The sequence below is a fragment of the Pseudanabaena minima str. Chao 2107 genome, assembly GCF_051131155.1.
GTDB lineage: Bacteria > Cyanobacteriota > Cyanobacteriia > Pseudanabaenales > Pseudanabaenaceae > Pseudanabaena > Pseudanabaena minima.
On the sequence record NZ_CP159508.1, the window covers coordinates 998,146 to 1,023,897 of the forward strand.

The 25,752-nt window shown below is 41.0% G+C and carries 16 protein-coding genes and 2 pseudogenes; 15 read left to right on the forward strand and 3 right to left on the reverse strand.

Features of this window, described 5'->3' with window-relative positions:
* Positions 1-19: 19 nt before the first annotated feature.
* Both ABM313_RS04285 and ABM313_RS04290 read right to left on the reverse strand, forming a co-directional pair.
* Complete coding sequence (locus ABM313_RS04285; protein WP_434686458.1) at positions 20-469, reverse strand: NAD(P)H-quinone oxidoreductase subunit N; 450 nt, start codon at positions 467-469, stop codon at positions 20-22.
* Between the two features lie 246 nt (positions 470-715).
* On the reverse strand, positions 716-1,099 hold the full coding sequence (locus ABM313_RS04290) for a hypothetical protein (RefSeq protein WP_434686459.1): 384 nt from the start codon (positions 1,097-1,099) through the stop codon (positions 716-718).
* 374 nt (positions 1,100-1,473) lie between these two features.
* Here ABM313_RS04290 and ABM313_RS04295 point away from each other — a divergent pair, with 374 nt between their 5' ends.
* The 8 genes and pseudogenes from ABM313_RS04295 (at position 1,474) to ABM313_RS04330 (ending at position 9,586) form a co-directional block, all read left to right on the forward strand.
* Positions 1,474-2,808 (forward strand): TrkH family potassium uptake protein, encoded by a 1,335-nt coding sequence (locus tag ABM313_RS04295; RefSeq protein WP_434686460.1) that lies wholly within the window; start codon positions 1,474-1,476, stop codon positions 2,806-2,808.
* A 276-nt stretch (positions 2,809-3,084) separates the two neighbouring features.
* Positions 3,085-3,861, forward strand: a complete 777-nt coding sequence (locus tag ABM313_RS04300) for a potassium channel family protein (RefSeq protein ID WP_434686461.1) — start codon at positions 3,085-3,087, stop codon at positions 3,859-3,861.
* Between the two features lie 273 nt (positions 3,862-4,134).
* Positions 4,135-4,527 (forward strand): annotated as a pseudogene (locus ABM313_RS04305) (transposase); the annotation flags it as partial.
* A 71-nt stretch (positions 4,528-4,598) separates the two neighbouring features.
* Positions 4,599-5,099: a helix-turn-helix domain-containing protein gene (locus ABM313_RS04310; protein WP_434683803.1), complete on the forward strand. Its 501-nt coding sequence runs from the start codon at positions 4,599-4,601 to the stop codon at positions 5,097-5,099.
* Positions 5,100-5,101: 2 nt separating this feature from the next.
* On the forward strand, positions 5,102-5,671 hold the full coding sequence (locus tag ABM313_RS04315) for an IS630 family transposase (RefSeq protein ID WP_434683804.1): 570 nt from the start codon (positions 5,102-5,104) through the stop codon (positions 5,669-5,671).
* Positions 5,672-5,679: 8 nt separating this feature from the next.
* Positions 5,680-6,870: pseudogene (locus ABM313_RS04320) on the forward strand (IS5 family transposase); the annotation flags it as partial.
* A 106-nt stretch (positions 6,871-6,976) separates the two neighbouring features.
* The gene (locus tag ABM313_RS04325; protein ID WP_434686462.1) at positions 6,977-8,077 is read left to right on the forward strand and encodes a hypothetical protein; all 1,101 of its coding nucleotides are present in this window, start codon (positions 6,977-6,979) and stop codon (positions 8,075-8,077) included.
* A 126-nt stretch (positions 8,078-8,203) separates the two neighbouring features.
* Positions 8,204-9,586 (forward strand): UDP-N-acetylmuramoyl-tripeptide--D-alanyl-D-alanine ligase, encoded by a 1,383-nt coding sequence (locus tag ABM313_RS04330; protein ID WP_434686463.1) that lies wholly within the window; start codon positions 8,204-8,206, stop codon positions 9,584-9,586.
* A gap of 159 nt (positions 9,587-9,745) precedes the next feature.
* Here the strand turns inward: ABM313_RS04330 and ABM313_RS04335 are convergent, their stop codons facing one another.
* A complete protein-coding gene (locus ABM313_RS04335; RefSeq protein ID WP_434686464.1) occupies positions 9,746-12,946 on the reverse strand; it encodes a PAS domain S-box protein in 3,201 nt (1,066 codons plus the stop codon).
* A 1,453-nt stretch (positions 12,947-14,399) separates the two neighbouring features.
* Here ABM313_RS04335 and ABM313_RS04340 point away from each other — a divergent pair.
* The 7 genes from ABM313_RS04340 to ABM313_RS04370 all read left to right on the forward strand — a co-directional run bounded on the left by ABM313_RS04340 (position 14,400) and on the right by ABM313_RS04370 (position 25,665).
* Entirely contained in the window at positions 14,400-15,614 is a 1,215-nt protein-coding gene (locus tag ABM313_RS04340) for a response regulator (RefSeq protein ID WP_434686465.1), read from the forward strand.
* A 76-nt stretch (positions 15,615-15,690) separates the two neighbouring features.
* Positions 15,691-16,056: a response regulator transcription factor gene (locus ABM313_RS04345; protein WP_434686466.1), complete on the forward strand. Its 366-nt coding sequence runs from the start codon at positions 15,691-15,693 to the stop codon at positions 16,054-16,056.
* A 13-nt stretch (positions 16,057-16,069) separates the two neighbouring features.
* Positions 16,070-16,591: a chemotaxis protein CheW gene (locus ABM313_RS04350; RefSeq protein WP_434686467.1), complete on the forward strand. Its 522-nt coding sequence runs from the start codon at positions 16,070-16,072 to the stop codon at positions 16,589-16,591.
* 62 nt (positions 16,592-16,653) lie between these two features.
* Positions 16,654-19,002, forward strand: coding sequence for a methyl-accepting chemotaxis protein (locus ABM313_RS04355; RefSeq protein ID WP_434686468.1), 2,349 nt, complete (start codon positions 16,654-16,656; stop codon positions 19,000-19,002).
* Positions 19,003-19,080: 78 nt separating this feature from the next.
* Positions 19,081-21,693, forward strand: a complete 2,613-nt coding sequence (locus tag ABM313_RS04360; RefSeq protein WP_434686469.1) for a methyl-accepting chemotaxis protein — start codon at positions 19,081-19,083, stop codon at positions 21,691-21,693.
* 56 nt (positions 21,694-21,749) lie between these two features.
* Positions 21,750-25,127 (forward strand): response regulator, encoded by a 3,378-nt coding sequence (locus ABM313_RS04365; RefSeq protein WP_434686470.1) that lies wholly within the window; start codon positions 21,750-21,752, stop codon positions 25,125-25,127.
* Positions 25,128-25,209: 82 nt separating this feature from the next.
* A complete protein-coding gene (locus tag ABM313_RS04370; RefSeq protein WP_434686471.1) occupies positions 25,210-25,665 on the forward strand; it encodes a chemotaxis protein CheW in 456 nt (151 codons plus the stop codon).
* Positions 25,666-25,752 lie beyond the last annotated feature (87 nt).

Genomic DNA, 25,752 nt, shown 5'->3' on the forward strand with positions numbered 1-25,752 from the left:
TATTTTTTTGACTAAAAAGTTAAGCCGCAACTGCTTGCTTGAGCGGTTGCCAAGTGACTTGGCGATCGCTCGCAGTTTCAATCACGATTTTTACACGCGGATCGCGATCGGGAATCTGGCTTAAGGTCTCTAGCTCTTGCTTGGAGAGATACCTACCTTCAATCAGCCACACGACTAAGCCCTTAGACTTTGCAGGCAAAGCATCAAGACGAAATTGGATCGCAGGAGGGATGAAATATGTGCGAATCTCAGTTTTACCAAGGTGAGAAGGACGAACACCATGAACATCCGTCAGATAACTACTTATATCGCCTAAACCACGCGCCGTAATAAAGAGAATTTCATAACCTGCATTCTTCAAGCGCAGTTGGTAGCGACCTTCATAACCACCTTCAGGAGGAACTCGCATTGCTAAAGCACCTGCTTTCTCTAGGTCTTTGACAATTTTATCGGTTGCAATCAAGGGCATGGTGACATCCTAGTCTAAATGATCAATATACAGCTAACAGTATTTTATACCAAAACACAAAATGACTACGCCATTTTGTGTTTTTAAAACCCTTACTGGGTTTGGTTTTTAATCCATACCTATAGCGCTCGTTGTGAGAATGCGCCCCTTCGGGGCGCATTCTCACAACGAGCGCTATAGAAAGCAAAAGGATGCGCTTCGCGCATCCTTTTGCTTTCTGTAAATTTGTTCAGTGTCAAGCGCTGATTAGTCAATGACTTGGACATCAATATCAATCGTGCCTGGTGGGGTAAGCCGTACAAATTTATTTTGCTGTTCTTGCAAGGGTTCGCCACAGCTAGGGCATTGAAACTGACTTGATTTTGAAGCATTAAAAGTCGCAGCACATACAGGACAATCTGCGGTAACGATGCTGCGCTTAATCCACCATTGCAAACCAAAAAAGGCAACTACAGGGACAACTGTAACTAGACCTATCAAGATGAAGAAGGAGTTAACTAACCAACCTAGCCCGATCGCACTAAAAGCCCAAAAAACAAGCATAGTTGTCAGCCAAAAGCGCACACCTGACCAGCGATCGTCTCCACCGCCGCCATTGGGAAAATTATTGCCAAATGTGTAGTATTTCATGAGTTTCAGTCCCTGTATTTACCCTTTATTTGCATGTAGCGATCGTAACACTCTTATCTGATCTTGCCCTTCTGTTCTTGGGTATGGTTAACCATAACCTCAGTTCGGGTTAATTTTAAACTGGTTTCTAGCGAGGGTTCGCCCTGCGAACCCTTGCTAGAAACCAAAACAGTAAAAGCCTTGCGAAGTGAGGCTTTTACTGTTTTGGTTCCTAAAATTTTGTAGCTTATCCCGAACTCACGTTAACCATAAAATGGCAGCGCAAAGTGCCGTGATATTTAGTTGAGATGGACATTAAGTAAAACTTGCATTGCCATAGGTCTGAACGCTATAGAATTAATTTTGTAAATTTTGGATCTATTTGCGGAACCAACGTGAACCCTGCTAGAACAATTTGTCTTGGCTTCTTAGCTGTAATCACTTTCGGCGCATTTTTACTAATGCTACCCATATCTTCTAGCAGTGGTAATTGGTCTAATCCAATAACTTCTCTGTTTACATCCACCTCGGCTGTGTGTGTTACAGGACTATCGGTTGTGGATGTGGGTAAATTTTATTCCTTCTGGGGACAACTATTTTTAGTGATATTAGTCCAAGTAGGTGGCTTGGGCTATATGACGGCGACTTCAGTACTAATGATACTAATTGGGCGTAGGTTTAGTCTGCGTGACAAGGTGACCTTGCAACAGTCCCTAGATACCAATGGCATACGTGGAGGACTGCAATTGGTAAAGTCAATCATTGCTGTGACCATGCTATTTGAGCTAACTGGAGTATTGGTTCTCATTCCCATCTTTAATCAAAAGATGAGCTTCATCGATAGCGTTTGGCAGGCAATTTTTCATAGTATCAATGCTTTTAACAACGCAGGATTTAGCCTCTTTACTGATAACTTAATGAGCTATGTGAATACGCCAGTAGTCAGCATTATTATTGGCTTACTGATTATCTTTGGTGGTATTGGCTATCAGGTGATTTTAGAAGGTTATCTGTGGTTAAGAACCAAATTTTCACGCGATCGCGAATATATTTCCTTTAGCCTAACTTTTTGTGTTGCCGTTAGTACGACGATCGCCTTGATATTGTTTGGAACTATATTTTTCTGGTTAACAGAATTTAGTAATAATGAAACCTTAGGTAAATTGCCATTATTTGATCAGATTATCGGTGCTTGGTTTCAGTCGGTAACTACGCGCACGGCTGGGTTTAACACCATTGATAATGGCAAAATGACAGTCACTGGGCTATTTATCACGATCGCTCTCATGTTTATTGGGGCAAGCCCTGGTGGAACGGGTGGCGGCATTAAAACCACGACAGCAAGAATTTTAGCTAGCTGTACGAGTGCTGCTTTGCAAGGTCGAGATGAGGTGACCATGTTCAAACTCCAAGTTCCAAACGGTCTGATTTTAAAGGCTGTTGGTGTGGCTGTGGGTTCATTGTTTACCGTGATTTGCTCAACAGGTTTACTATCGCTGACCGATCGCAATATCAGCTTTATTAGTATCCTGTTTGAATCCACTTCAGCCTTTGCAACAGTGGGCTTATCAACAGGGATCACATCCTCTTTATCTTGGGCTGGACAACTTGTAATAATTGCAACCATGTATATTGGGAGAGTTGGCATATTACTACTGATGGCAGCAATATTTACTGATACTCGTCCGAGTCTGATTAAATATCCCAAAGAGTCAATGCTAGTCGGTTGACTTACAAAAAGCTTCGCTAAGAGTGTATTTGAGAAGTTTTGCTTTAGCCTCCCTAGCTCCCAGTTCTGGGAGGAACCAGATTAAATTCCTTCAGAATTGGCTGATTTAGCGGGCGTAAACATTGTTTCTAGCTCAAAATTTTATATTGACTTCTCAAACAATCTCTAAGCAATCCCTTGAGTAATATGTAAAATTGGATTTTGTGAATGGCATTGCTCAGCAATGCTATTCACAAAATCCAAACTTAAATCACAATGCAGAATATAGGAAAATTTTGTGGATATATCTTCTTTGAGCTTTTTTCGCAGTCTACGTCATGAGAATAAACAATTTGCTGTAATTGGCTTAGGTCGATTTGGAAGATCGGTATGTTCTACTCTTGATCGATTGGGACATGAAGTATTAGCTGCTGACAAAGATGAAGAGAGTGTTTGTCACGTACGAGCCAATAACCTAGCAGCACATTGTATTCAGCTAGATTCCACTAATCCACTCGCACTTAAAGAATCTGGAATTCTCGAAATTGATACGGTGATTGTGGCGATCGGTAATTTTTTAGAAGAGAGTATTATTACTACCCTTAATGTCAAAGAAGCAGGTGTAAAACATGTAATTGCCAAGGCTTCATCAGAAATCCATGGCACATTGCTCAAAAAAGTGGGAGCCGATCTCGTTGTTTATCCTGAAGCGGAAATGGGAAGAGCTTTGGCGCGATCGCTCACGCAACGAGGAATTCTAGAACGCTTTGAACTCGATCCAGATAATAGTATTGTCGAAGTCATGGTTCCTGAAGAATTTGACGGCAAAACAATTCTTGAACTCAAGCTGCGTGGACACTATGGTGTAAATGTGATCGCGGTTAGCCATGATCAAAAGTTTGAAATTAACCCCGATCCTAACCAAAAGCTCCTTAAAGGCTCAGCGATCGTGGTGATTGGTAGTAACAAAAATATCAGTCGTCTTCCGATTTCCTGCGACTTGTTCAATAATGATGGAACTTCCGTCACCACTCAATTACCATTGCATCAATCATCAGAAGTGAAACTCAAATAGAAAAAGATAGATCTAGCTTCTTCAAGTTTAATGACTGGTGCAGATTCCAATAAGACTCAAATATTTGAGCTTTATGAATGAATTTGTACTTCGCATTCGCTTGGCATTGTTTATGCTCACATCTTAAAAGATTGGAAATCTAATCCTGATAAGTAGGGCTTACTGAAAAAGCAAGAAAAGCATACAAGCAAAGGTTTCTAAGGAGAACGAAAACAGATAAAATGCAAGAAAAAGCAAGAAAAGCTAGAAAAACCCTTGCACCAATAAAATTGCATGTACCGACAATCCCCCACAGGACAGCTATCATTCGAGAACTTCTACTTACCATTTGGCGGCAAACTATCAGGAGAAAATCGATGGGTAAGATTAGCAGAACTAGTGCCGTGGGAAGAATTTGAGAATGAATATGCAGAACAATTTAGCGAAGGACAAGGAGCACCAGCAAAACCATTTCGGATAGCACTTGGGGCGCTGATCATCAAAGAGAAGCTAGGAACAAGTGACGAAGAGACAGTAGAACAAATTCGTGAGAATCCATATTTACAATACTTCCTAGGCTTATCAGAGTACAGCGACAACGCCCCATTTGAAGCAAGCATGATGGTACATTTCCGCAAGCGATTGAATCTAGAGATCGTGGGCAGAATCAACGAACGGATTGTGAAGCCTCCTAATACCAAAACACAAAGAAGAGGCAACAGATGATATAAGAGAAAAAGGAGAAAGAGGATAACAAAATGGCAGGGGTATATAGATTAGAAATAAGTGAAAGCGAAGAAGAGCTAAAAGAGATGCTAGGGCGGCAGAAAACAGGCTCAGATAAAGAACGAGTGCAAGTATTGTACTTACTGAAAAGCAAGCAAGCTGGCACAGTGCAAGCCGCCGCTCAACTAATCGGGAGAAACCGTAGCACAGTGCAAGAGTGGATCAGAGGATATCGAGAGGGAGGAATAGCAGGAATACTAAGCCATAAACCAAGAGTAGGCAGAATACCCAAAATCCCAGATTGGGCGCAAAAAGCACTGGACAAACAACTGCAACAGGAAAAAGGATTTAATAGCTACGGAGAGATACGACAATGGCTACAGGAAAAACTAGGAATCGAAAGTACCTATAAAAATGTGCATGACTTGGTGCATTACCGAATGAAGGCAAAACCAAAGGTAGCCCGTCCCTATAGCGCCAGTCAAAACCAAGGGCAACGCGAGGAATATAAAAAAAACTCTCGGATAACCTAGCCATGGTGGCATGGTATGCCGTGACCGTGTTGGGATTAACGGGAAAAGTCCGATTCTTTTGTCAAGACGAAACAAGGATTGGTTTGAAAACCATCAGTGGTCGTAAAATAACGGCTCGTGGGGTCAAACCCAAGGCAAAAGTCCAGTGGCAGTTTCAGGCTACATGGTTATACGGCATCGTCGAACCTGCGACGGGAGAAAGCTTTTTCTATGAATTTAGTCATCTCAACACTGACTGTTTTCAAATATTTCTAGACCTTGTATCAGAGAAATTTGCAGACAGCATAATTATCTTGCAAGTTGATCAGGCTGGTTGTCATCGGGCTAAGCGTTTACGATTACCTCACAATATCATTTTGATATTTCAGCCTGCTCATTCTCCAGAATTAAACCCAATTGAGCGGGTTTGGCTACATTTGAAGCAAGGGTTGAGATTTTCTTTACCCAAAAATATGGATGAGTTGCGGCTTTTGGTCAAGAATCGTCTCTCCGAAATGACTAAATCTGTAATTGCTTCTCTTGTCGGTAGAGATTCCATACTGGATGCTCTATCTGTTGCCTCTCTTTTGTGATTTGGTATAAAGAGTCGGGACAAAAAGAGAAGGAAGCAAAGCAGTACAAGAAAGAAGAAAGAGAAGAGATAGAAGAGAAGTTAGAAGAGCAGAATATAGAAAAGGAACAGAAAGAACCAGAACCAGCAAACCAAGGAAAATTGCTGCTAGATGCAACAGTCGCGCCATCCGACATCCGTTATCCCACTGACATCAAACTGTTGAACGAAGCAAGAGAACAAACGGAAATAGTGATTGATGCTCTTTACCAACAAGTGAAAGAACAATTAGCGAAGAAACCACGCACCTATCGCCGTGAAGCAAGGACAGCGTATCTCCAAATTGCCAAACAACGCCAACCCAATCGTAAAAGGATTCGCAAAGCATTGCGCCAACAGTTGGGATATGTGCGTCGCAATCTTGCCCATATTGACACTCTAATTGCCGCAGGGGCAAAGCTATCGGAATTGAAGAGGAGTCTCTATCGGAACTTGCTAGTCGTCAGTGAAGTATATCGGCAACAACAATGGATGTACGAGCAAGGTGGTCATCGCATAGATGACCGCATCGTCAGTATTACGCAACCTCATGTACGTCCGATTGTCAGAGGTAAGGCAGGAACACCTGTGGAGTTTGGCGCTAAACTCTCAGTTAGTTGTGTCGATGGTCATGCCTTTCTCGACCATCTCAGTTGGGATAACTTCAATGAATCGGGGGATTTGCAGCAACAAGTAGCATTGTTTAAATCTCGCTTTGGACATTATCCTGAAGCGGTTTACGTTGACCAGATTTACCGCACTCGCAGCAATCGCGCCTATTGTCGAAATCTCGGTATTCGGATTACGGCTCCGCCTTTGGGCAGACCTGTACCCGATGAGTTGGCGGCTATTCGCAAGCAGACTCTCGAAGATGCTAAGGTTCGCAATCAAATTGAAGGTAAGTTTGGACTGGCTAAACGACGGTTCAGTCTAAATCGCGTCATGTCCAAGTTGGCAAATACATCGGAAACGGCGATCGCTATCACTTTCTTGGTGATGAATTTGGAAGCGCTGCTCAAGCAGCTTGCTTTTTTCGGTTTGTCTTGGTTTATCTTTTGCTGGCAACTCTTTGTTCTTCCTTCTTGGAAACCCCTTTTTAACTTTAATTCTTTTTCTTGGCAATTTCCTTGTAGACACTCAAAGTATTATCCCCTTCCTCTTTGCCCACTACTTTTCCCTTAGTCTCTTTTTCAGCAAGCCCTAAGTATTTTAACTAAACCTTAATTATTTTGGGTACAAGAAATATAATGGGAGTAATTTAAAAAAAGTTTTTACTTTCGGAGTCTAAATGATCAGACATACCCTTGTAGATAATCTAGCGGAAGATTTTCACAATGTTAGCAGTGCTTCTGTTCCGACTCTCGCGAATATTTGGGCAAAGAAGTATATTCAAAATCTGCAAGCGGATTCACCCAAGCAAGATATTAAATCTAATAATTTGGGGGAGATTCTCTCACCAGAGAGACGTAAAACTACTGCGGCAAATTTATTGCAGTCTTTACGGTTTTCCAGCGCTCAAGCATGGGCGAAGACCGAGAATCTGCTGATGGGGCAGTTGCAAGCCCACGGTATTTCCGCAGATTTAATTGATCCTTGGCAAATCGCCACAGACTCTCGTTTTTTATTGGAGCAAGCTCTCAATATATACACAGAGAATTCGCATTCTCGACTAGTCCAAATAGACTTGAACACCGATGGACAGAATCTGAAGCTAGAAAGTCACACACAACTACCTACAGTTGGTCAGCTTTCCGTAGCGATCGCCCAAAGTGTTGGAAAGATTCGCAAAAAATACACGTCGGTTGATCCAAGGGCGATCGGGTTTGTGAGTATGCAGTTTCATTACAGTGGACAGCTACTGCTCGATTCACTGCCACCCCTAGAAAAACTGATGGTAAACTCCTACTTCAAAGTCATTGATGATCATCTCTACATGCCTTTGCAAAGATGTTACGAAGCGGCTGGGAATTTGGAATATGAGGATACCGCGTTAGTGTCGGTGCGTCATTTGCTGACATTAACCAGTGAAATTGCGCGGCAAGTTTCTCAGAAAACCCTGATCATGCATTCTGACTATCAGTGCCATAGTGGGGTGCTGAGTTCACCTCAAGTTCGTATTTCGAGCTTACGAGATATTGAGATGTTCCAAGTTTATCTTTGTCTCTGTGCGCTAGAAAAAAGCGTTTCTTCAATTCAGCAAGAGCTTTTTCCTCTCTGTGTCATGCTCTATCCACCTTTAAAAGTTAGTTGGGAACTAGTACGCACTTTATTGAGATTACTTGCTCAAGAAATGCATAATCATCTTGCTAAAGAGCATGTCCAAGAGTTTGAGCCATATCTCACAATTTTGAATGAAATGTTTGGTGATGATGTGCTGCCTGAAGCCTGATAATAATAAAGCTAATGATATTAAGCTTATTACCTTAATAAGGAAGCCATGCTTTGTATGGCTTTCTTGTTAAGGTCAGGCTTTCAATCCTCAGCTTAGAACAGCTACGAACAGAAAAAATTAAGCATGACCTGTATTTGTACGATTAGCCAAGCGATCGCCATCACATCGGCAACGGTTGCCAATATTGACGAAAACGCGCAAAACAAAGAGATAAGAGGCGTTATTTCCGATAGTCGCAAACTCAAAGCTGGTGAGTTATTTGTGGCTCTAATAGGCGAAAATTTCGATGGTCATGGGTTTGTAGCTCAGGCGATCGCCCAAGGCGCAGTAGCAGCGATCGTTAGTCGTGAATGGGCTAGCTCCATTGCTGCCACAGGTTTGCCTGTACTAGCAGTTGACGATACGATCGCAGCTTATCAAGATCTAGCTCGCTGGTGGCGATCGCAGTTTTCAAACCCAGTCGTAGCAATTACTGGCTCCGTGGGCAAAACTACCACTAAAGAAATTATTGCGAGTATGTTGGCTTGCTACGTCACTGACGATCATCGAGTCCACAAGAGTCAGGCTAATCATAATAATGATATTGGTGTAGCGCAAACCTTAATGGCGATCAACCCTGATCAGGATGATTTTGTAGTCGTAGAGATGGGAATGCGTGGTTTAGGTGAAATTGAGCGTCTTGCGAAAACGGCTTTGCCAACCGTAAGTGTAATTACCAATGTTGGGACAGCGCATATTGGGAGATTGGGCTCAAGGGAGGCGATCGCCCAAGCTAAATGTGAACTTTTAGCGGAGACACCTCCCACTGGCACGGTTGTTTTAAATGCAAGTAATCCTCTTTTACTGGAAACTGCAAGCAAGGTTTGGGAGGGGAAAACACTTACCTATGGTTTAGGAACTGGCGATATCAATGGGGAACTGATTGATAATCAGTTACAGGTAGAGGGTTTAACATGGGAATTACCCTTACCAGGTCGGCATAATGCTTTAAATTTTTTGGCAGGTTTAGCCGTTCTCAAGGCTTTAAATCTTGACTGGGCTAGAACAACACAAGGGTTAGGGAAACTCGATCTACCCTTTGGCAGAGCACAATTATACGAGTTACCTCAAGATGTGATCATTCTTGATGAGACTTATAACGCTTCCCCTGAAGGAATGTTGGCAGCTCTAAGACAACTTGCGGATATGCCTGCCAAGCGTCATTGGGCAGTATTGGGAACGATGAAGGAATTGGGAGAAATGTCTACTCAATTACATCGTCAAGTTGGTGAAGCGATTAGTAAATTGGGAATTGAAGGAGCGATTATCTTGACCGATGGCGAGGCAGATGCCATTTTAGCGGGAGCCAATGGATCGTTAAAATATGCGATCGCTTGTCAGTCCTATGAAGATATCACGCAGACGCTTTTACAGAAAGTCAAAAGTGGCGATCGGATTCTCTTTAAGGCTTCGCGATCGGTGGGTATGGATCAAGTGGTCAAAGCATTCCGCCAAACTTGGCAATAGTTTGCTTTAACCCAAAAGAATAATTGGCGGCGCGAAGCGCCGCCAATTATTCTTTTGGGTTTATGTCCTAGTTTTGCGCTTAAACCCAAGCAAGAAATTTTTTGAACGTGTTGCTTTGCAACACGTTCAAAAAATTTCTTGCTGTAATGCGTAGCACCATTAATTACGTTTTTTCTGGAGTTGTTGTTGAATAATTTTAACTAGATGAGATAGTTTCACAGGTTTAGCGAGATATTCATTCGCACCAACTGCTAAACATTTTTCGCGATCGCCTTCCATAGCAAGAGCAGTTAAAGCAACAATTGGAACATGGTTAATATTTGGATTTGCCCGAATCTGGGCGATCGCGCTAATCCCATCTAGGACTGGCATTTGAATATCCATTAGAACTAGATCGGGCTTTTGATCAATAATCATATCAATCGCCTCTTGACCATTAGTGGCAAAAATTAGCCGATATCCTCGACAAGTTAAATAATTAGAGAAGGTTTCAATATTAATTGGATTATCATCTGCTAGCAAAATCGAAGCATCAGCTGATAAACTGTTCTCTAAAATATTCTCTAAACTGTTATCTAGGTTGTTTATATATTGATGATCGTCAGCTAAATCATTAATGGGACTGATATTCTCTAAGTTAACGCTCTCTCTATAGGGCACAATTATCGAAAAACAACTTCCCTCGCCAACTTGACTAGTGACATTCACAGATCCACCATGCAGTTCTGCAATTTGTTTGACTAGAGTAAGTCCTAGTCCTGTACCTGCATATTGACGGTTTAGACTACTATCAATCTGAACAAAAGCTTGAAATAACTTACTAATATCTGTTGGAGAAATACCAATACCTGTGTCGATTATGGAGAAAACTAGTGCATAGGAACATTTGACAGTTAATTCTGATGATTTTGATGTTTCTATTTTCTGAAGTTTCACTTCTAAGGAGACTTTTCCATCTTTTGGAGTGAACTTAACCGCATTGCTGAGCAGATTAATCAAAGCTTGCCTCATTCGACGCTCATCAGCTAAAAATGTCTGAATATTAGGTGCGATCGCCAATTTAAGCTGAATATTTTTCTGGTTGGCTACTTGCTTGACAAAGTTGAGACTAGATTTACAAAGATACTCTACTTCTACAGAGCTAAGTTCCAAATCTAATTTACCTGCACCAATTTTAGCAACATCCAAAATGTCATTAATTAAAGCCAATAGATGACGACCACTAGTTTCAATTAGAGATAGCGATCGCATCTGTCGTTCATTGAGATCACCAAATACTGTCGTCATCAAGCCTTCAGACATACCCAAAATTGCATTGAGTGGTGTGCGGAGTTCATGGCTCATATTGGCCAGAAACTCATCTTTGAGCTTAGTTGCTCTCGCTAGCTCAGCATTGGTTTCTATTAATTGTTGATTGGCGCACTGAAGCTCTTGAGTACGTTGCTCAACCCTAGACTCTAATTGCTGATTGAGTTGATAGAGGGCTTCGATCGCTTCTTGGCGTTCAATTTCTGTACTACGCAAAGATTCTTCAGCTTGTTTGCGATCGCTAATATCTTCAATAACACCAACAAAAAGTGGCGGCTGACCGACTTCATCTAAGATTTTAGAACTAGTTGTTCTCACCCATAGCATCTTGCCATCTCGATGTAAAAGACGCTTTTCCATTTGATAGCCTTCACTTTCTCCAGATAGGACTTGAGTACGCAACCTCAAGTTATCTTCGATGTCTTCAGGCAGCATATTGTCAGTAAATCGCATTAACTGCAATTCACTTTCAGAATAGCCAACCATTTGTTGATAGAAAGGGTTAGTCCGCACAAATCTACCGTTAGCATCAGTAATCGCCATACCCACAACTGAACGCTCAAACATTGCACTTAACAGAGATTCACTGGCTCTCAAGCGTTGTTCACTCTGTTGTAAAGCTATGGTTGCAATTTTGCGATCGCTGATGTCTTCGGCGACCGCCGCAATTTGCTCAATGTTCCCTTGGGAATTTTTTAAAGGAAAGCACCGTCCCCATATCCATCGAATTTCTCCATCAGGACGCACAATCCGATACTCTTCACTAAAGGCTCCACTATCAGCAGTGAAAGCATGAGCTTGATTAATTCTATCTATATCTTCAGGATGAATCGATTGCATCCATACATTAGGATTTTGATATAAATTCTCACTTGGTTGCCCCCATATTTCTGAGTATCTAGGACTTACATACACAACTTTATTAGATCGAGCTTCACGAATAACGATCACCGCTCGATTATGGTCAGCAAATTGACGAAACATATTATCACTATCAGCTAGTGCAGATGTCCTTTCTTGTACTTGACTCTCTAATAACTTATTCTGATTTTGGAGTATTTCTAGTTTCTCTTGCTCTAGACAAGACATTTTTGATTCTAGGACAGAGACTAATTTATAAATCTCAGTTGGTTGCAGTGTCCTTAGTAGATCACTTTGACCGATGATTCCCTCCATTTGTCCATCGCTATTAGTAACTATTAAATGATTAATCATCTGCTCTTGCATAGTCTCCCGCACTGCCCACAATGTCTCATCTCGACTGACTGTTGCTACAGGGAAGCTCATGACAACATCTACAGATGTTGTTACTAGATCTAACTCTAGAGCCAGATACTGAACGATATCGCCTTCAGTAACAATGCCTACAGGATATAAACCACCATCACACTCTGAGACAATTACTACCGAGCTAACTTTCTGTTGTAACATCAAGTTCGCAATTTTTGAGACTGAAGTTGTAGGCTTTGCATAAACTACATCGGTAATCATTACCTCTCTAACCTGACGTAAGCGCAACATATCAATAGGTCGCAACAACTGCCGCAAACTCTCATGGGTAAGCAACCCAACGACTTCACCATGATCATTTACTAGGGGTAAATGTCGAATGCTATAACGATGGAAGCGGTTAATCGGCACCAGTATATCGGTAAATTCCCATTCCAATAGTGACTGTACTGGATATGTCATCACCTCAAAGATCGCCGTTTCAATTAGATTACATGTTGAATTTTGGAATGGATTTTGATCTATTTGCTCTAAATTTCGTTCTAAGTTGTCTAGATTAGCATTTTGTCCACAAAGCTTAATCAGATCACGTTCTGTCAAAATCCCAATTAGTTTTTTTTCTTCAGTTACTAAAATGCAACTATTCTGAGCATGTGCTAATTGTAAATTTGTCGCTGAGTCAATTTCGCATAGTAGATCGCAAGCTTGACTACCTACACTCATCAAGGCGATCGCATCTGCAACTGTCGCATTTGCTGAGATCGTTAAGGGAGAACGGATGATTGCCTGTTCAAGCGAAACTTCCTGACTATTAGCATACATAGGCACAACCGCAGAATTTTATAAAATTTATATCTAAACATCCCTTAGCCAAATTCTACTTTAAGTTCATAAGTTTTTGTTTGGAATTTCAAAATTGCTACGAAGAATTTTGCTGCTCTATCATTACCTCAAATAAATAAAGGTAGCATTTCGTACTACTTTTATTTATTTGGGTTTTATATCCTAAGTACGATAAAGTCGATTTTTTAAGATATTTGTCATATATTTGTTGTATTTTTCATTTGTCTTGTTTAGATAAATTACCAAAAATTAGAGATTGTAACTATGGCAATTTATATCTTGATTATGACAAGATGTAAATCTAAAAACCTGACTGGAACTTTACTAGAACTACTTTTTCATAGTTTATGAATATACTCATAGGCGATGCAGCGTTTTGCGCTTTCTCAAAACCTAGATAAATTTTGAGGAAACTTGCGAAGCAAGCTTTCTCAAAATTTATCTGTACTACACAAACCCTAAATAGGCTTTAAATCTAAGCAATAAATCACTTTTTATGTATAATCACTTTCCAATCATACTGTTACAAATGTTACTAAGCTTCAGTTAATAACCTAATCAATTCTGAAACTTATTAACTATTCTTAGCTAGATATTTGGGCAATGAATACTATTGGTAAACCTATCACAAAAATAATCCTAATAATAAAATCCTAAGTCATATGAATTGACTTTTGGTTTAATACGTTTTCTTGACAAAACCTTCAGTCTAATTTAAAGTCACTGATGATTTTTATATTGGATGCTTTTATATAACAGTAAGTGAATTAGTATACCGAGTTATCAATAGGTGATATTAGTCTAGTAAAACACCAAAATACTATTCAATGAAAGGCATGAGTAAGTAGTTTTAAAATTGTGTTAGAGGGATAGCATACCCCAAATTTTTGCTATACCTCTAAGTATTCATAGTTAATGTATCTAGTTAGTTACTTTAGCTATGATGCTAAAAAATACAACTTCTTAAAACAAACCAAGTAAGCTAATTCTCTGCACCTTAAAAATTAAAAAACACAATTTTTATGTCTGTCTTTAACAAATTAGACTTGTTTTAATCAGTCAAAAAGAATAAGAAACATAATCTTTTGCTTCAAAGCTTGTTTTACAATTTAGGTTTGGATCAAGCAATATAAATTAATTTCCATAAAATTATAGTAGTGAGAATTTCTAAATAATTGTTTACCAGAGAGCAAAAAAATAATTCCTATAGTATAGTAGTAACTCTGAAATGAGTCTTCTAAAACTCACTCAAGCGAGAAAATTTACTTTAAAGTTATCTTTGTTACCTTTGTAAATATATCTGTAATATTCTATAGTTAGTTAATGATTGTTTTGTGATTACCCTAGAAAGTAAAATAAATATTTATGCTGATAGTTAGTAAAGAGAAATGAACATATCCTAATTGCCAGTGATTCTCGTGACCGATTGTACATGTTACTTACCAGACTTGCTCAAGTGGATACATCAGCCCAATTGCAACCTAAATTTATTCAAGATTTGAAGCAGATACATGTTCTGTTTCAACAGGCTACAGGCGAATTGTTGGTCACTGGGGATCAAGAAGAAGATCCTGTATGGAACGTGTATTTTTATTTAGGGCGGTTAGTGTATGCAACAGGGGGCAAGCATCGCGTTCGACGGCTGGCAAGAGCAATCCGTCAGCATTCACCTCATGTAAATATTCAAGAATTGCTCGCCCAAGCCCAGCCCACGAAGGAAGCTTGGGAGCTAAAGATCATCGAGCAAGCTATTCAAGACCATCTACTGACAACTGAACAGGCGCGGGCAATCATCCAAGCGAGTATTCATGAGGTGTTTTATAGTTTAAGCGAACAAAAACAGCCGAAATCATCTTGGAAACCCCTAGAAGCTCTGGCATTTAAACCAATTGTTGCTTTGCCTGCGGTACAGACTTTAGATAATGTTGTTGCCGCCCAAATGAGGTGGCAGCAGGCAGGGTTATCCCATGTACAGAATATGATTCAGGGATTCTCTTTTGATTTAGCCCCCTATATAGCTAATCCAGATCAGTTAGATGTGATGCTCAAAGCTGACGCAATTTCAGTCAAAACCTATAAAACTCTTAAGAAAATTTTAAATGGCAAGAACACTCTGTGGGATATGTCGATTATTATGCATTGCTCCATGATTGCCGTGATGCGATCGCTGTTGCCTCTGGTGGTAGATGGAATTGTCGCTTTTCAAGAGGTTGAGGATTGGACTTCCCCAAATTGGAAATTACCCAATAAGCCCAAGGATGTCCCGCTTAGAGGTTTAATAGCTTGTATTGATGACAGTCCTCAAGTGGCAATCGAAATGCGTCGCATCCTTGAACCTTTGGGCTATGAAGTTCTGGGAATTACTGACCCCTTACAAAGTGTTAGTACTTTATTACAACGTAAGCCTGATTTGATTTTTCTGGATTTGATTATGCCTAATACTAATGGCTATGAACTATGTACTTTTCTCCGAAAAACTACCACATTTCAGGAAATCCCTATTGTAATTTTGACGGGACGCGATGGGATGATTGATCGAGTAAGAGCTAAAATGGCTGGTTCATCGGATTTTTTGAGTAAGCCACCAGATCCTGCAAAAGTTCTGCAAATGCTGCGAAAGTTTTTGCAAATACCTGAAACTATCTAGTTTGCAGAAATGCTCAATCAACTCAATTCATCAAAACAGTAAATAAAACAGTAAAAGTAAAGGAAACAATTTAGATATGAGTACGATTTTAGTGGTCGAAGACACAATGACCCAAGCAGAGATTATTACAGGAAGTCTCAAAAATGCTGGTTTTAATACGATCTTGGCGATGAGTGGTAATGAAGCTAGAGCAAAGATTAGTCAACAGAAGCCTAGTGCCATTGTTTTGGATGTGGTGTTACCTAATGAAAGTGGATTTGAATTGTGCCGAGATCTCAAAGACAAACCTGAAACAAAAGATATTCCGATCATCCTTTGTTCAACCAAAAGTGGCGAGATGGACAAGTTTTGGGGCATGAAACAAGGAGCTTCGGCTTATCTAACTAAACCTGTAGATGTTGCTGAACTGATCCGCACGATTAAATTATTAGTAAAAGATTAGGAAGGCGATCGCCATGACAAATCAGACGATTGGCAGTCAGAAAAATTTAAATCCGCTAGCTAAATCCCAGACTACGACTGAACAGTTTCTGTCTTTTTGTTTGGAGCCAGAGCAGCAAGCCTTACTGCCTACACATCAGTTATTAGAAATTGTTAAGGCTAATTTGTCACAAATAACGGCGATCGCAGGTTTGGACAAGAGTGTCATGGGGATATATAACTGGCGTGGAGATGTGATTTGGGTGGTCGATTTGGCTAGCCTATTGGGGTATAAACCTCTCTATGCACAGGAATATGAGCAGGAAAAATTTCAGGACAAGTGTCATATCATATTTATGCGTAGCCAAGATAATGTTATTGGCTTTGCTGTTTCACATGTAGGGCAGATGTTGAAATGTGATATTTCTAAAATCCAAACTTCAGCACTCATATTTGCAAATCCAGCAATGATGCAAGTTTGTCGGGGGTACTGGTTGAGTAGTAGTAACGAGACATTTTTGGTGCTTGATGGCGATGCGATCGCCCAGATTATCTAGACATAGATCAGTTTTATTTTGAGATTTTTTAATATTTTTGAGATTATTACGGAGAATCAGCGATGTTGACACAAGATAACCAACCCAAAAATCAACCTCAAGCATCAAACAATAACGGCGGCAATATAAATAATAATGCTGAAGCTATTAGCCAGACAGAGGTAATTTCTCTAGAAAATTTACTAGAAGACGCACCAGACAATCCACAAGATAAAAAATCCAAGAAATGGGGCTGGCGATCGCTATCTTTGCAATCTAAATCAACAGTTCTGGCGATTCTGATTGGCTCATTTCCCGTTTTGCTGGTCGGAATTGCAGGATATTTAATTGCTGACAATACTGTGACAACACAGGTGAGGACTAGTCACACACAGGCTTCTAATTCAACGGCAGACAAAATATCTAGATTTATGTTTGAACGTTATGGTGATGCACAGGTGTTGGCGAACCTGCCAATTTTTACTGACCCTAAAGTGCGAAAAATTTATAGTACGGCTGAGCGATCAGAAATTTTAACAAAATATGCCGAGAATTATGGGGTTTACGACAGTATTGCCGTATTTGATTTGCAGGGTAATACTCTTGTACAGATGCGTGGTGGAGCCCCTATTAGTAACTATAGTGATCGCCCCTACTTCCAAGAAGCAATCAAAACTGGAAAGGCGGTTCTCAACCCACCTGCATTATCGAAGTCTTCAGGCAAGGTCTCTATTGAAATTGCTGCCCCAATTAGAGATACTGAAACTAATCAAATTATCGGGGCGTTAAGAACTCGTATTCCTGTTAAAGTCATTGAGGATCTAGTCTCTACGACTAATAAGAATAGTGGATATAAAATTGTTGATGCCAAAGGCATAATTTTTGTCTCTCGCGACAAAGCTGTAGTTGGGAAACCTCTAACAGAGGCATTTGAAGGGATTAACAGTTTAATAACCAATAACAAGGCGGATTCTAAAACTTCTATAAAGTCTACCGATGGGAGTTTTAAATTAGTTGGTTATGCTCCCACACCTGAACTAACTGGATTGCCTAGCCTAAATTGGAAATTTATATTAACTGCTGACGAAGGCGTTGCCTTTCAAGCAGTATCAGAGTTGTCTTTGGTGTTTTTGCTTGGTGGTCTAATCTCGGCTGTAGTTGTAGGTTTAATCGCAGCTTGGTTAGCTAATCGCGCCGTGAAACCAATTCAAAATGCTGCTAAAGTCGTAGCTAAAATCGGGCAGGGTGATCTCGATACTCGTTTAGAAGTTACCAGTGAAGACGAGCTAGGGATACTATGCAGTAACATCAACGGGATGACAGAGCAACTTAAGTATCTGAGTGAAGTCCAGCAACAAGAAGCAGGAAGATTAGAAAATGCTCGTCAAGAAGCAAGAGCCGAAGCGGATGAACGGGCTGAACAACAGAAACAAGAAAAAGAATTTTTGCAACGCCGTGCATTAGAGCTACTGATGGAAGTAGATCCTGTTAGCCGAGGTGACTTGACGATTCGAGCTAATGTTACGGCTGATGAGGTGGGGACGATCGCTGACTCCTACAACGCAATTATTCGTAACTTACGGAAACTGGTACTAGATGTACAAGCTGCATCCCAATCCGTAACCCAAACTGCTTCAAGTAATGAAATGTCTGTGCGATCAGTATCTAATGAAGCTCAGAAACAGTCAGTATCAATCAACTCGGCGCTACAGGAAATTCAGGTCATGGCTGAGTCTAGTCGAGGTGTAGAAACTAAAGCCAAACAAGCAGAACAAGGGATGCAGATGGCGGTAGCAGTTCTCCAAGAAGGTGACGAAGCGATGAACCGAACAGTTGAAGGTATTTCCGAAATCCGTGAAACTGTTTCGGAAACTGCGAAGAAGGTCAAACGTTTAGGTGAGACTTCGCAGAAGATTTCGCGAATTGTTAACTTAATCAGTAACTTTGCTGCCCAAACGAACTTGTTAGCTCTGAATGCGGCGATCGAAGCAGCCCGTGCAGGTGAAGAAGGACGAGGATTTAGTGTAGTTGCGGAAGAGGTACGCGACCTTGCTGAACAGTCTGCTACATCAACGGCGGAAATTGAGCAGCTTGTAGAAGAGATTCAATCCCAGACTAACGAAGTAGTTGCGGCAATGGAGACTGGTACTGAGCAAGTAGTCACAGGGACAAAGCTAGTCCAAAATGCTCGTGAAAAACTGACTCAGATTGCAATGGTAAGTAAGCAGGTTAACTCAATTGTGCGTGAAATTGCGATCGCTGCGGATAGCCAAACTAGAACTTCAGATCGTATGGGTCAGACAATGCAAGATGTTGCTGCGATCGCCGAGGATACCTCAAAACAGTCTGAAGATGTAGCGCGATCATTCTCTGAGCTATTGCAGGTTGCTCAAGATTTACAGGTAAGTGTGTCTCAGTTCAAAGTCGCTTAGGTTGAGGCTAGTCAAGTAGAACTACTGACTAGCCTACTTAATTAAATATGGATTTGATTATAGATTTTAGAGATTATTATGTTAACTAAAGATAAGCCAGAAATTCCTTCCTCTGAGAATCCAGAGCAAATTTCCCCACAAAGATCAATTACTAGAATCTCATTACCAGAGAGAACTACATCTCTATCTAAAGCCAAAGTTCCCTTCTGGAAATTACCAACTCAAATTTGGAATAACTTGAGTGTAAGGTGGAAGTTGTCGATTGTGCTGCTATTAGCTTCAGGTTTGCCAGTATTAATCGTCACCCAAATTCTTGTCAAATCTTCAGAACAAGCTTCTCTTAAAGAACTACGAACTTCAGTTCAGGAAAAAGGTTCGTTCTTTGTTTCAGAATATGTAATGTGGACAAACAACGAGGCTAAACAGGATGCGGAAGCGATCGCCAAAGCGGTCGAATCGAATAGTTTTGACCTCAACGATGCTACAGAACTAGCAGCCAAACGAGCTAGTCTACAACCATTATTGCAAGTGAGCAGTGAAGGTGTTGATCCAGAATCCATTAAAAATGTGAAGATTGTCACAGATAGCCGTGGGCGCATTATTGAAGGTAATACGCTCATCCTTGACGAAGATTTTAGCAAGTTCCCATTACTTGCGCCCAGAGATCAAAAAGATCAACTAGAACTAATTCCTCAGCTATACAAACAGGGAACGATCCCCGCAGGTAGCAATTTGGCAAATTTACCAATTGTCAAAAATGCGATCGCTACAGGCAACCCGATGTACGGCATCGAACTAGTAAAACCATCAGATTTGAAGGAATTAGGACTAGAAGCCCCTGCTAATATCGGAATTCGCAATCAAGCAATCCAAGGACTTGCGGAAGTTAAGCAGCCAGCACCCTTAGGAACTTACGAAATTGAGCAGGGTAAGTCTGGACTGATTAGCATGGCAGTATACCCCATCAAAGTTAAGGGCAAAATCGTTGGTACAGCCGTGGTGGGAGCATTACTCAATCGTAACTATGGCATCGTAGACAAGTTCTCAAAACGCTACAATATGCCCACTGCGACGATCTTCGCTCAAGATTGGCGCATTACCACCAACGTTCCTTACTTTGATCCCAGTACACAAAAAACAGACAAGACTAGAGCGATCGGCACACGTTCATCCCGTGAGGTTTCTAGTGCTGTCCTCAAACAAGGCACGGAATATGTCGGGGAAACCAATATCACAGGTATTAACTATCTGACATTCTATGCCCCTCTTTACGATCATCGTAAGCTAATTGATGGTAATGCTAAGCCTGTTGGTATGGCTTATGTAGGTCGCCCTCTGTCAGAAATTCAAGAATTTATTGGTAGCCTATCCAATGTAGGTTATGCGATCGGCGGGATCTCAATTCTTGTCGCTGGTGCGATCGGTATTATTGTTGCCATTTCATTTGCACGTCCTCTACGTCTTTTGTCTAGTTTCACCCAAAAGATTGGTACTGGGGAAGTTAGCGAACGTTTAACAGATAGCGATCGCCGTGATGAAATTGGGACTTTATCACAAGAGTTAAATAACATGGCGGAGCAGCTAGAAGTTCTAATTGCAGAAAAGCAACTAGAGGCTGAACGCATTGCTGAAGCCAGACAAGAAGCTACTCAGGCTGAAGCAGAACTACGAATTCAAGAACAAAAGCGAGCCACAGAGTTTCTGCAAAAACGAGCATTGGAATTGCTGATCGAAGTTGATCCCATCAGTCGTGGCGACTTAACGATTCGCGCTAAAGTAACAGAAGATGAGATTGGGACGATCGCTGACTCCTATAACGCCACCATTAGAAACCTTCGCAAGTTAGTAATAGAAGTTCAATCTGCCTCTCAGTCCGTTTCTCAAACCGTTTTGCAAAATCAACCAACTATGCAAAACGTATCTGATGGAGCCACGGAGCAGGTAGTTGCAATTTCTCAAACCCTTGAGCGTATCCAAACACTCACCGAATTGATCGCAGGTGTAGAGATGCGTGCAGTCCAAGCCGAAGCACAAGTAGAATCAGCCAACCAAGCATTGCTTGAAGGTGATGTGGCGATGAACAGTACCGTTGAAGGTTTCACCGCAATTCGCGAAACTGTATCAGAAACTGCCGAAAAAGTGCAACAGTTGGGAGAAGCATCACAAAAGATCTCGAAGGTCGTCAAACTGATTAGTGGCTTTGCCAGCCAGACAAATATGCTCGCTCTCAATGCTTCAATTGAAGCCGCAAGAGCTGGTGAAGAAGGTCAAGGCTTTGGGGTAGTTGCCAACGAAGTACGAGCGCTTGCTCAACGCTCAGCAAAAGCTACCACTGAAATTCGACAATTAATTGAAGAAATCCAATCCCAAGTTAACGATCTGGTTAAGGCAATGGCGTTGGGGACAAAACAAGTGAACAGTGGCGCACAATTGGTTGAAGAAACTCGCCAAAAACTGACGGATATTTCGGCTTCCAGTCAACAGGTTAACCAACTCGTAAAAGAAATCTCTCAAGCAGCCGCTTTGCAATCACAAACCTCGAATCAAGCTAGCCAAACAATTCAAAACGTAGCTGCGATCGCTACTTCTAACTCTAGTTATGCCCAAAAACTGAATGATGCCTTTAGTGAGTTACTCCAAGTTGCTGAAGAGTTGCAAGTTAGCGTCGCTCAGTTTAAAGTCAGCGCTTAGAATCTATTAAAGAGAATCAGGACAGAGAATCAGTCACAAGCAGCAGGATAGCAGCCATGTATAGTACAGAAACAGAAATTCACGATCAAGCCTATCAATTTTTTAAGCAAGAAGCGCCTGAATTTTTGCAAACGATTGAGGCTGGGTTGCTATCTCTGCGCGAAGACCGAAGTACTGCGAATATTCATGCGATTATGCGTGCCGCGCACTCCATTAAAGGAGGCTCAGCTAGCCTTAATCTAGAAGGCATTAAAACCATCGCCCATCAATTGGAAGATGTCTTCCGATCGCTATATCGTTTTGAAGGCGAGATTGATGCCGATGTGGAAGGATTGTTATTACAGGCTTACGACTGTTTGCGGTTACCATTAATGGATCAACTGCAATCAGGACATTACGAATCGTCTTCAGCGATCGCTGCTGCCGAACCTGTATTTGAAGTCCTAAAGATGTATTTGGGGGATACGGATGAAGATGTTGAATTGCCGACAGCAGCCGAGTTAGGCGTAGATATTGTGCAGATCGTTTTTGAAGGCGATGTCCAACAGGGAATTGTACGGTTGCAAAATGTCCTTGCGAACCCTGAAGGCGTACCTGTGACAGGGGAGATTCGAGCGCAAATAGAAGTATTTAGCGGGATTGGCGAACTATTAAATTTGTCTGGATTTAAAGCGATCGCCCAAGCGACATTAGAAGCTCTCGAACATAATCCTGATAATCCTATTTTAGTAGGAAAAGTGGCGATCGCTAATTTTGAGACAGCCCGTGCTGAGGTTTTGGCAGGCGATCGCACTCAAGGTGGGCAACTCAGTCAAGAGTTAATCGCTCTGACAAAATCATCACCTTCTCAAGTTATTCAAGATCAGGCAAGTCAACCAACAACAATGACAACTTTGTTGGAACCATCTCCTTTTGAGGTCGAGGAGTTTGATAATGCTGATGATTGGTTCCTATCTTTAGAAAATGAACTAAATGAGATTAAATTTCCAGAACCTCAGCTAGATATAAATCCAGAAGCTCAACTAAAAACGCAAAAAGAGTTAGTCTCGGATAATTTTTTCCTAGAACCAGATCTAGAAGCTGATCTAGATATCTTTGCAGCCAATCAAGAATTTGAGCGTCTTGATGATATCTCGGAAATTAATGCAATTAATTCAGAGCTATTGAAGGAAATACCTGAAGTTGACAACTTTGAAGATTTTGATGATGTAGATATCGATCAGCTAGATCTAGATCAAAGCTTTGATATTTTTTCCACTTCACCATCTTCACCATCTTCACCATCAAATTTAGAAGCCGATAATAAACCTCTAAGCAAAAATGATTCTGATGATGTATCAGATATATCTGGATTATCTAATTTCTTTGAATCCACAAAGCCTTCACCAACCGAGCAACCTTCTTCTGCATTAGCTAGTTCTACACAGCCTCCCAAGCAGACACTAGCCAACTACGTTCCCAAAAAAACTGTCAGTATTCCCACAACCGCCACGCCTTACATCGCCGAAACCATTAGAGTCGATTTGCCTAGATTAGATCGATTGAATAATTTTTCTAGTGAATTAGTAACACAAGAGAATGCCTCAGTCCTTCAAAATCAGCAGCTTCAATCCAAAATTGAGCGCATTCAAAAACAATTCAAAAGCTTTGATCAACTGTCTAAAAATCTTCAAACTTGGCTAGATAAAGCGCAGCGATCGCAAGTTAGAACGCAAGAGCTAACTGTGGATTCTTCTCGTCTTAATGCTATTCCCACTAATTTTTCTGCTTCGGCTAGTCTACTAGCAGATTTCGATCCATTACAAATGGATTCCTATGGTCATCTGCATAGCTTTATCCAAGAAGCGCTTGAAGATATTGCTCAAATGGATGAAGGAATGCGCGACATGAAGGTTTTAATGCAGCAGACGCAGCAAACTCAACGACGCAAACAGCAAATCCTCAAGCAATTACGGTATGACCTCTTGTGGTCAAGGATGTTGCCCTTGGGCGACATCCTCAGCGGCTTACCGCGCATGGTGCGGGAGATGTCCAATAAATATAACAAACAGGTCAATCTTAAACTATTTGGTACTGGTACATTAGTTGATAAGTCTGTGCTAGAAAAACTTTATGATCCCTTTGTACATTTAGTTCGCAATGCTTTTGATCATGGTACCGAGTCTACTCAAAAACGTCTAGATCTTGGCAAGCCTTTGATTGCTACCATTGAAATTCGTGCTTATTATCGTGGTAATCAAACCTATATCGAAATCAAGGATGATGGTCAAGGCATTGACCCCGCGAAGATTAAAGCTAAAGCGATCGCAACTGGTTTATTGGAATTAGAAAAAGCAGATCAGATCACTAACGAAGATGTTTATCAGTTTTTGTTCGAGCCTAGTTTTTCGACGGCAGAAGTCGTTTCTGAGTTGTCAGGTCGAGGGATGGGACTATCTACTGTTCAAGAACAAGTCCGCAGCCTTAAAGGCTCAATTGAAATCAAGTCAGAAATAGGGCAAGGTACAACTTTTACAATTAAATTGCCGCTCACTTTGAGTATTGCCAAGCTGATGATCTTCAGCATTCAAGATCGGTTATTGGCGATCGCCATCGATACTTTATTGGGAATTGTCACTATTGATGCTCAAGAAATCCAAGTCATCCAAGGCAGAGAGTTTTACCACTTTGAAGATCGGTTAATTCCTTTATATCCCACTGACCTATTTGCAGATGGTTATCCATTGCCCAAACAACCCTTGGATATATTTAATGCTGACTCATTCACTGAAGAAGATCAGACTACCTTGCTACTATTTTCCAATGGGGATCAAATTGTGGCTCTACCGATAGATCGAGTACTCAACGAGCAGGAATTAGCAGTTAAGCCTTTTGGCAAAGCGATCGCACCACCACCCTATCTTTATGGTTGTACCGTATTGGGCAATGGCACACTTGTACCTGTAATTGATACTTCAGCTTTGTTCTCGATCAAGCATTCATCTCAGAAAACGATGGGAGAATATTTGTCTACTAATAACGCTAGTTCTACCCCAACATTACTAGAATCTAAACCAAAACCAGTCCAAAGAAAAACGCTCCTGATTGTGGACGATTCACTCACTGCTCGCCAAGCACTTTATATGACTTTAGAAAAGTTTGGCTATCAAGTATTGCAAGCAGGGGATGGACGTGAGGCGATCGAGCAACTTACAAGATCCTCTGAAATTCAAGCTGTATTATGCGATGTGGAAATGCCAAACATGAATGGATTTGAATTCTTAGCAGCCTGTCGTAAAGATCCTCGCTATCTAAATATTCCCATTGTCATGCTCACTTCTCGCAGTGGCGCTAAACATCGCGGTGTTGCTCAGATGCTCGGAGCTTCAGGGTATCTCACCAAACCCTATTTAGAGCAAGAACTATTCAAAACTATTCAAAGTCTCCTCGTATAGCTCGATGAACAAGGGGCTTACCCCCCTTGTCTGTGACCCACCATCCTGAGACTTGCGATATACGAAATTATAATTAACTACAATGCTTAGCAACAAAAAGAAAGAAGAAACTCTCAAATTCCTGATCTTCTCAATGGGAAATCTCAATTTAGCGATGGGAATTGATAGTGTAGTGCGAATTATCCCTCTGCCCAAAATTCATCGCAGTGGTAATAAACTATTGGGAATAACGACCTATGAGGATCAAGAAGTTTTAGTGATTGATTTATATAAGCAAATTTATAATCAAGAGACAAATCTAGCTAAAGGTTTTTTGGTGATTTTTGCAGGTAAATATAGCTTGTATGGTATTACGATCACCGCTTTGCCTAATGTAGAAGACGTTCCTGTGCATAAGTTACAGCCAGTACCATCCGAATATCGCGATCGCGACACGCTCGGCATTGCTAGTCACATGATGCAAGTTTCCATTAAAAAGTCTGATCCGCAAACTGTATTTTTGCTAGATTCAGAACTATTACTGAAAATGGCAAGTTAGGGACACTTAGTCAAATTCAGAACCGATTTTTGGTAGCGCGGCAAAGCCGCGCTACCAAAAATCGGTTCTATAATTAAAGTTGCGGCA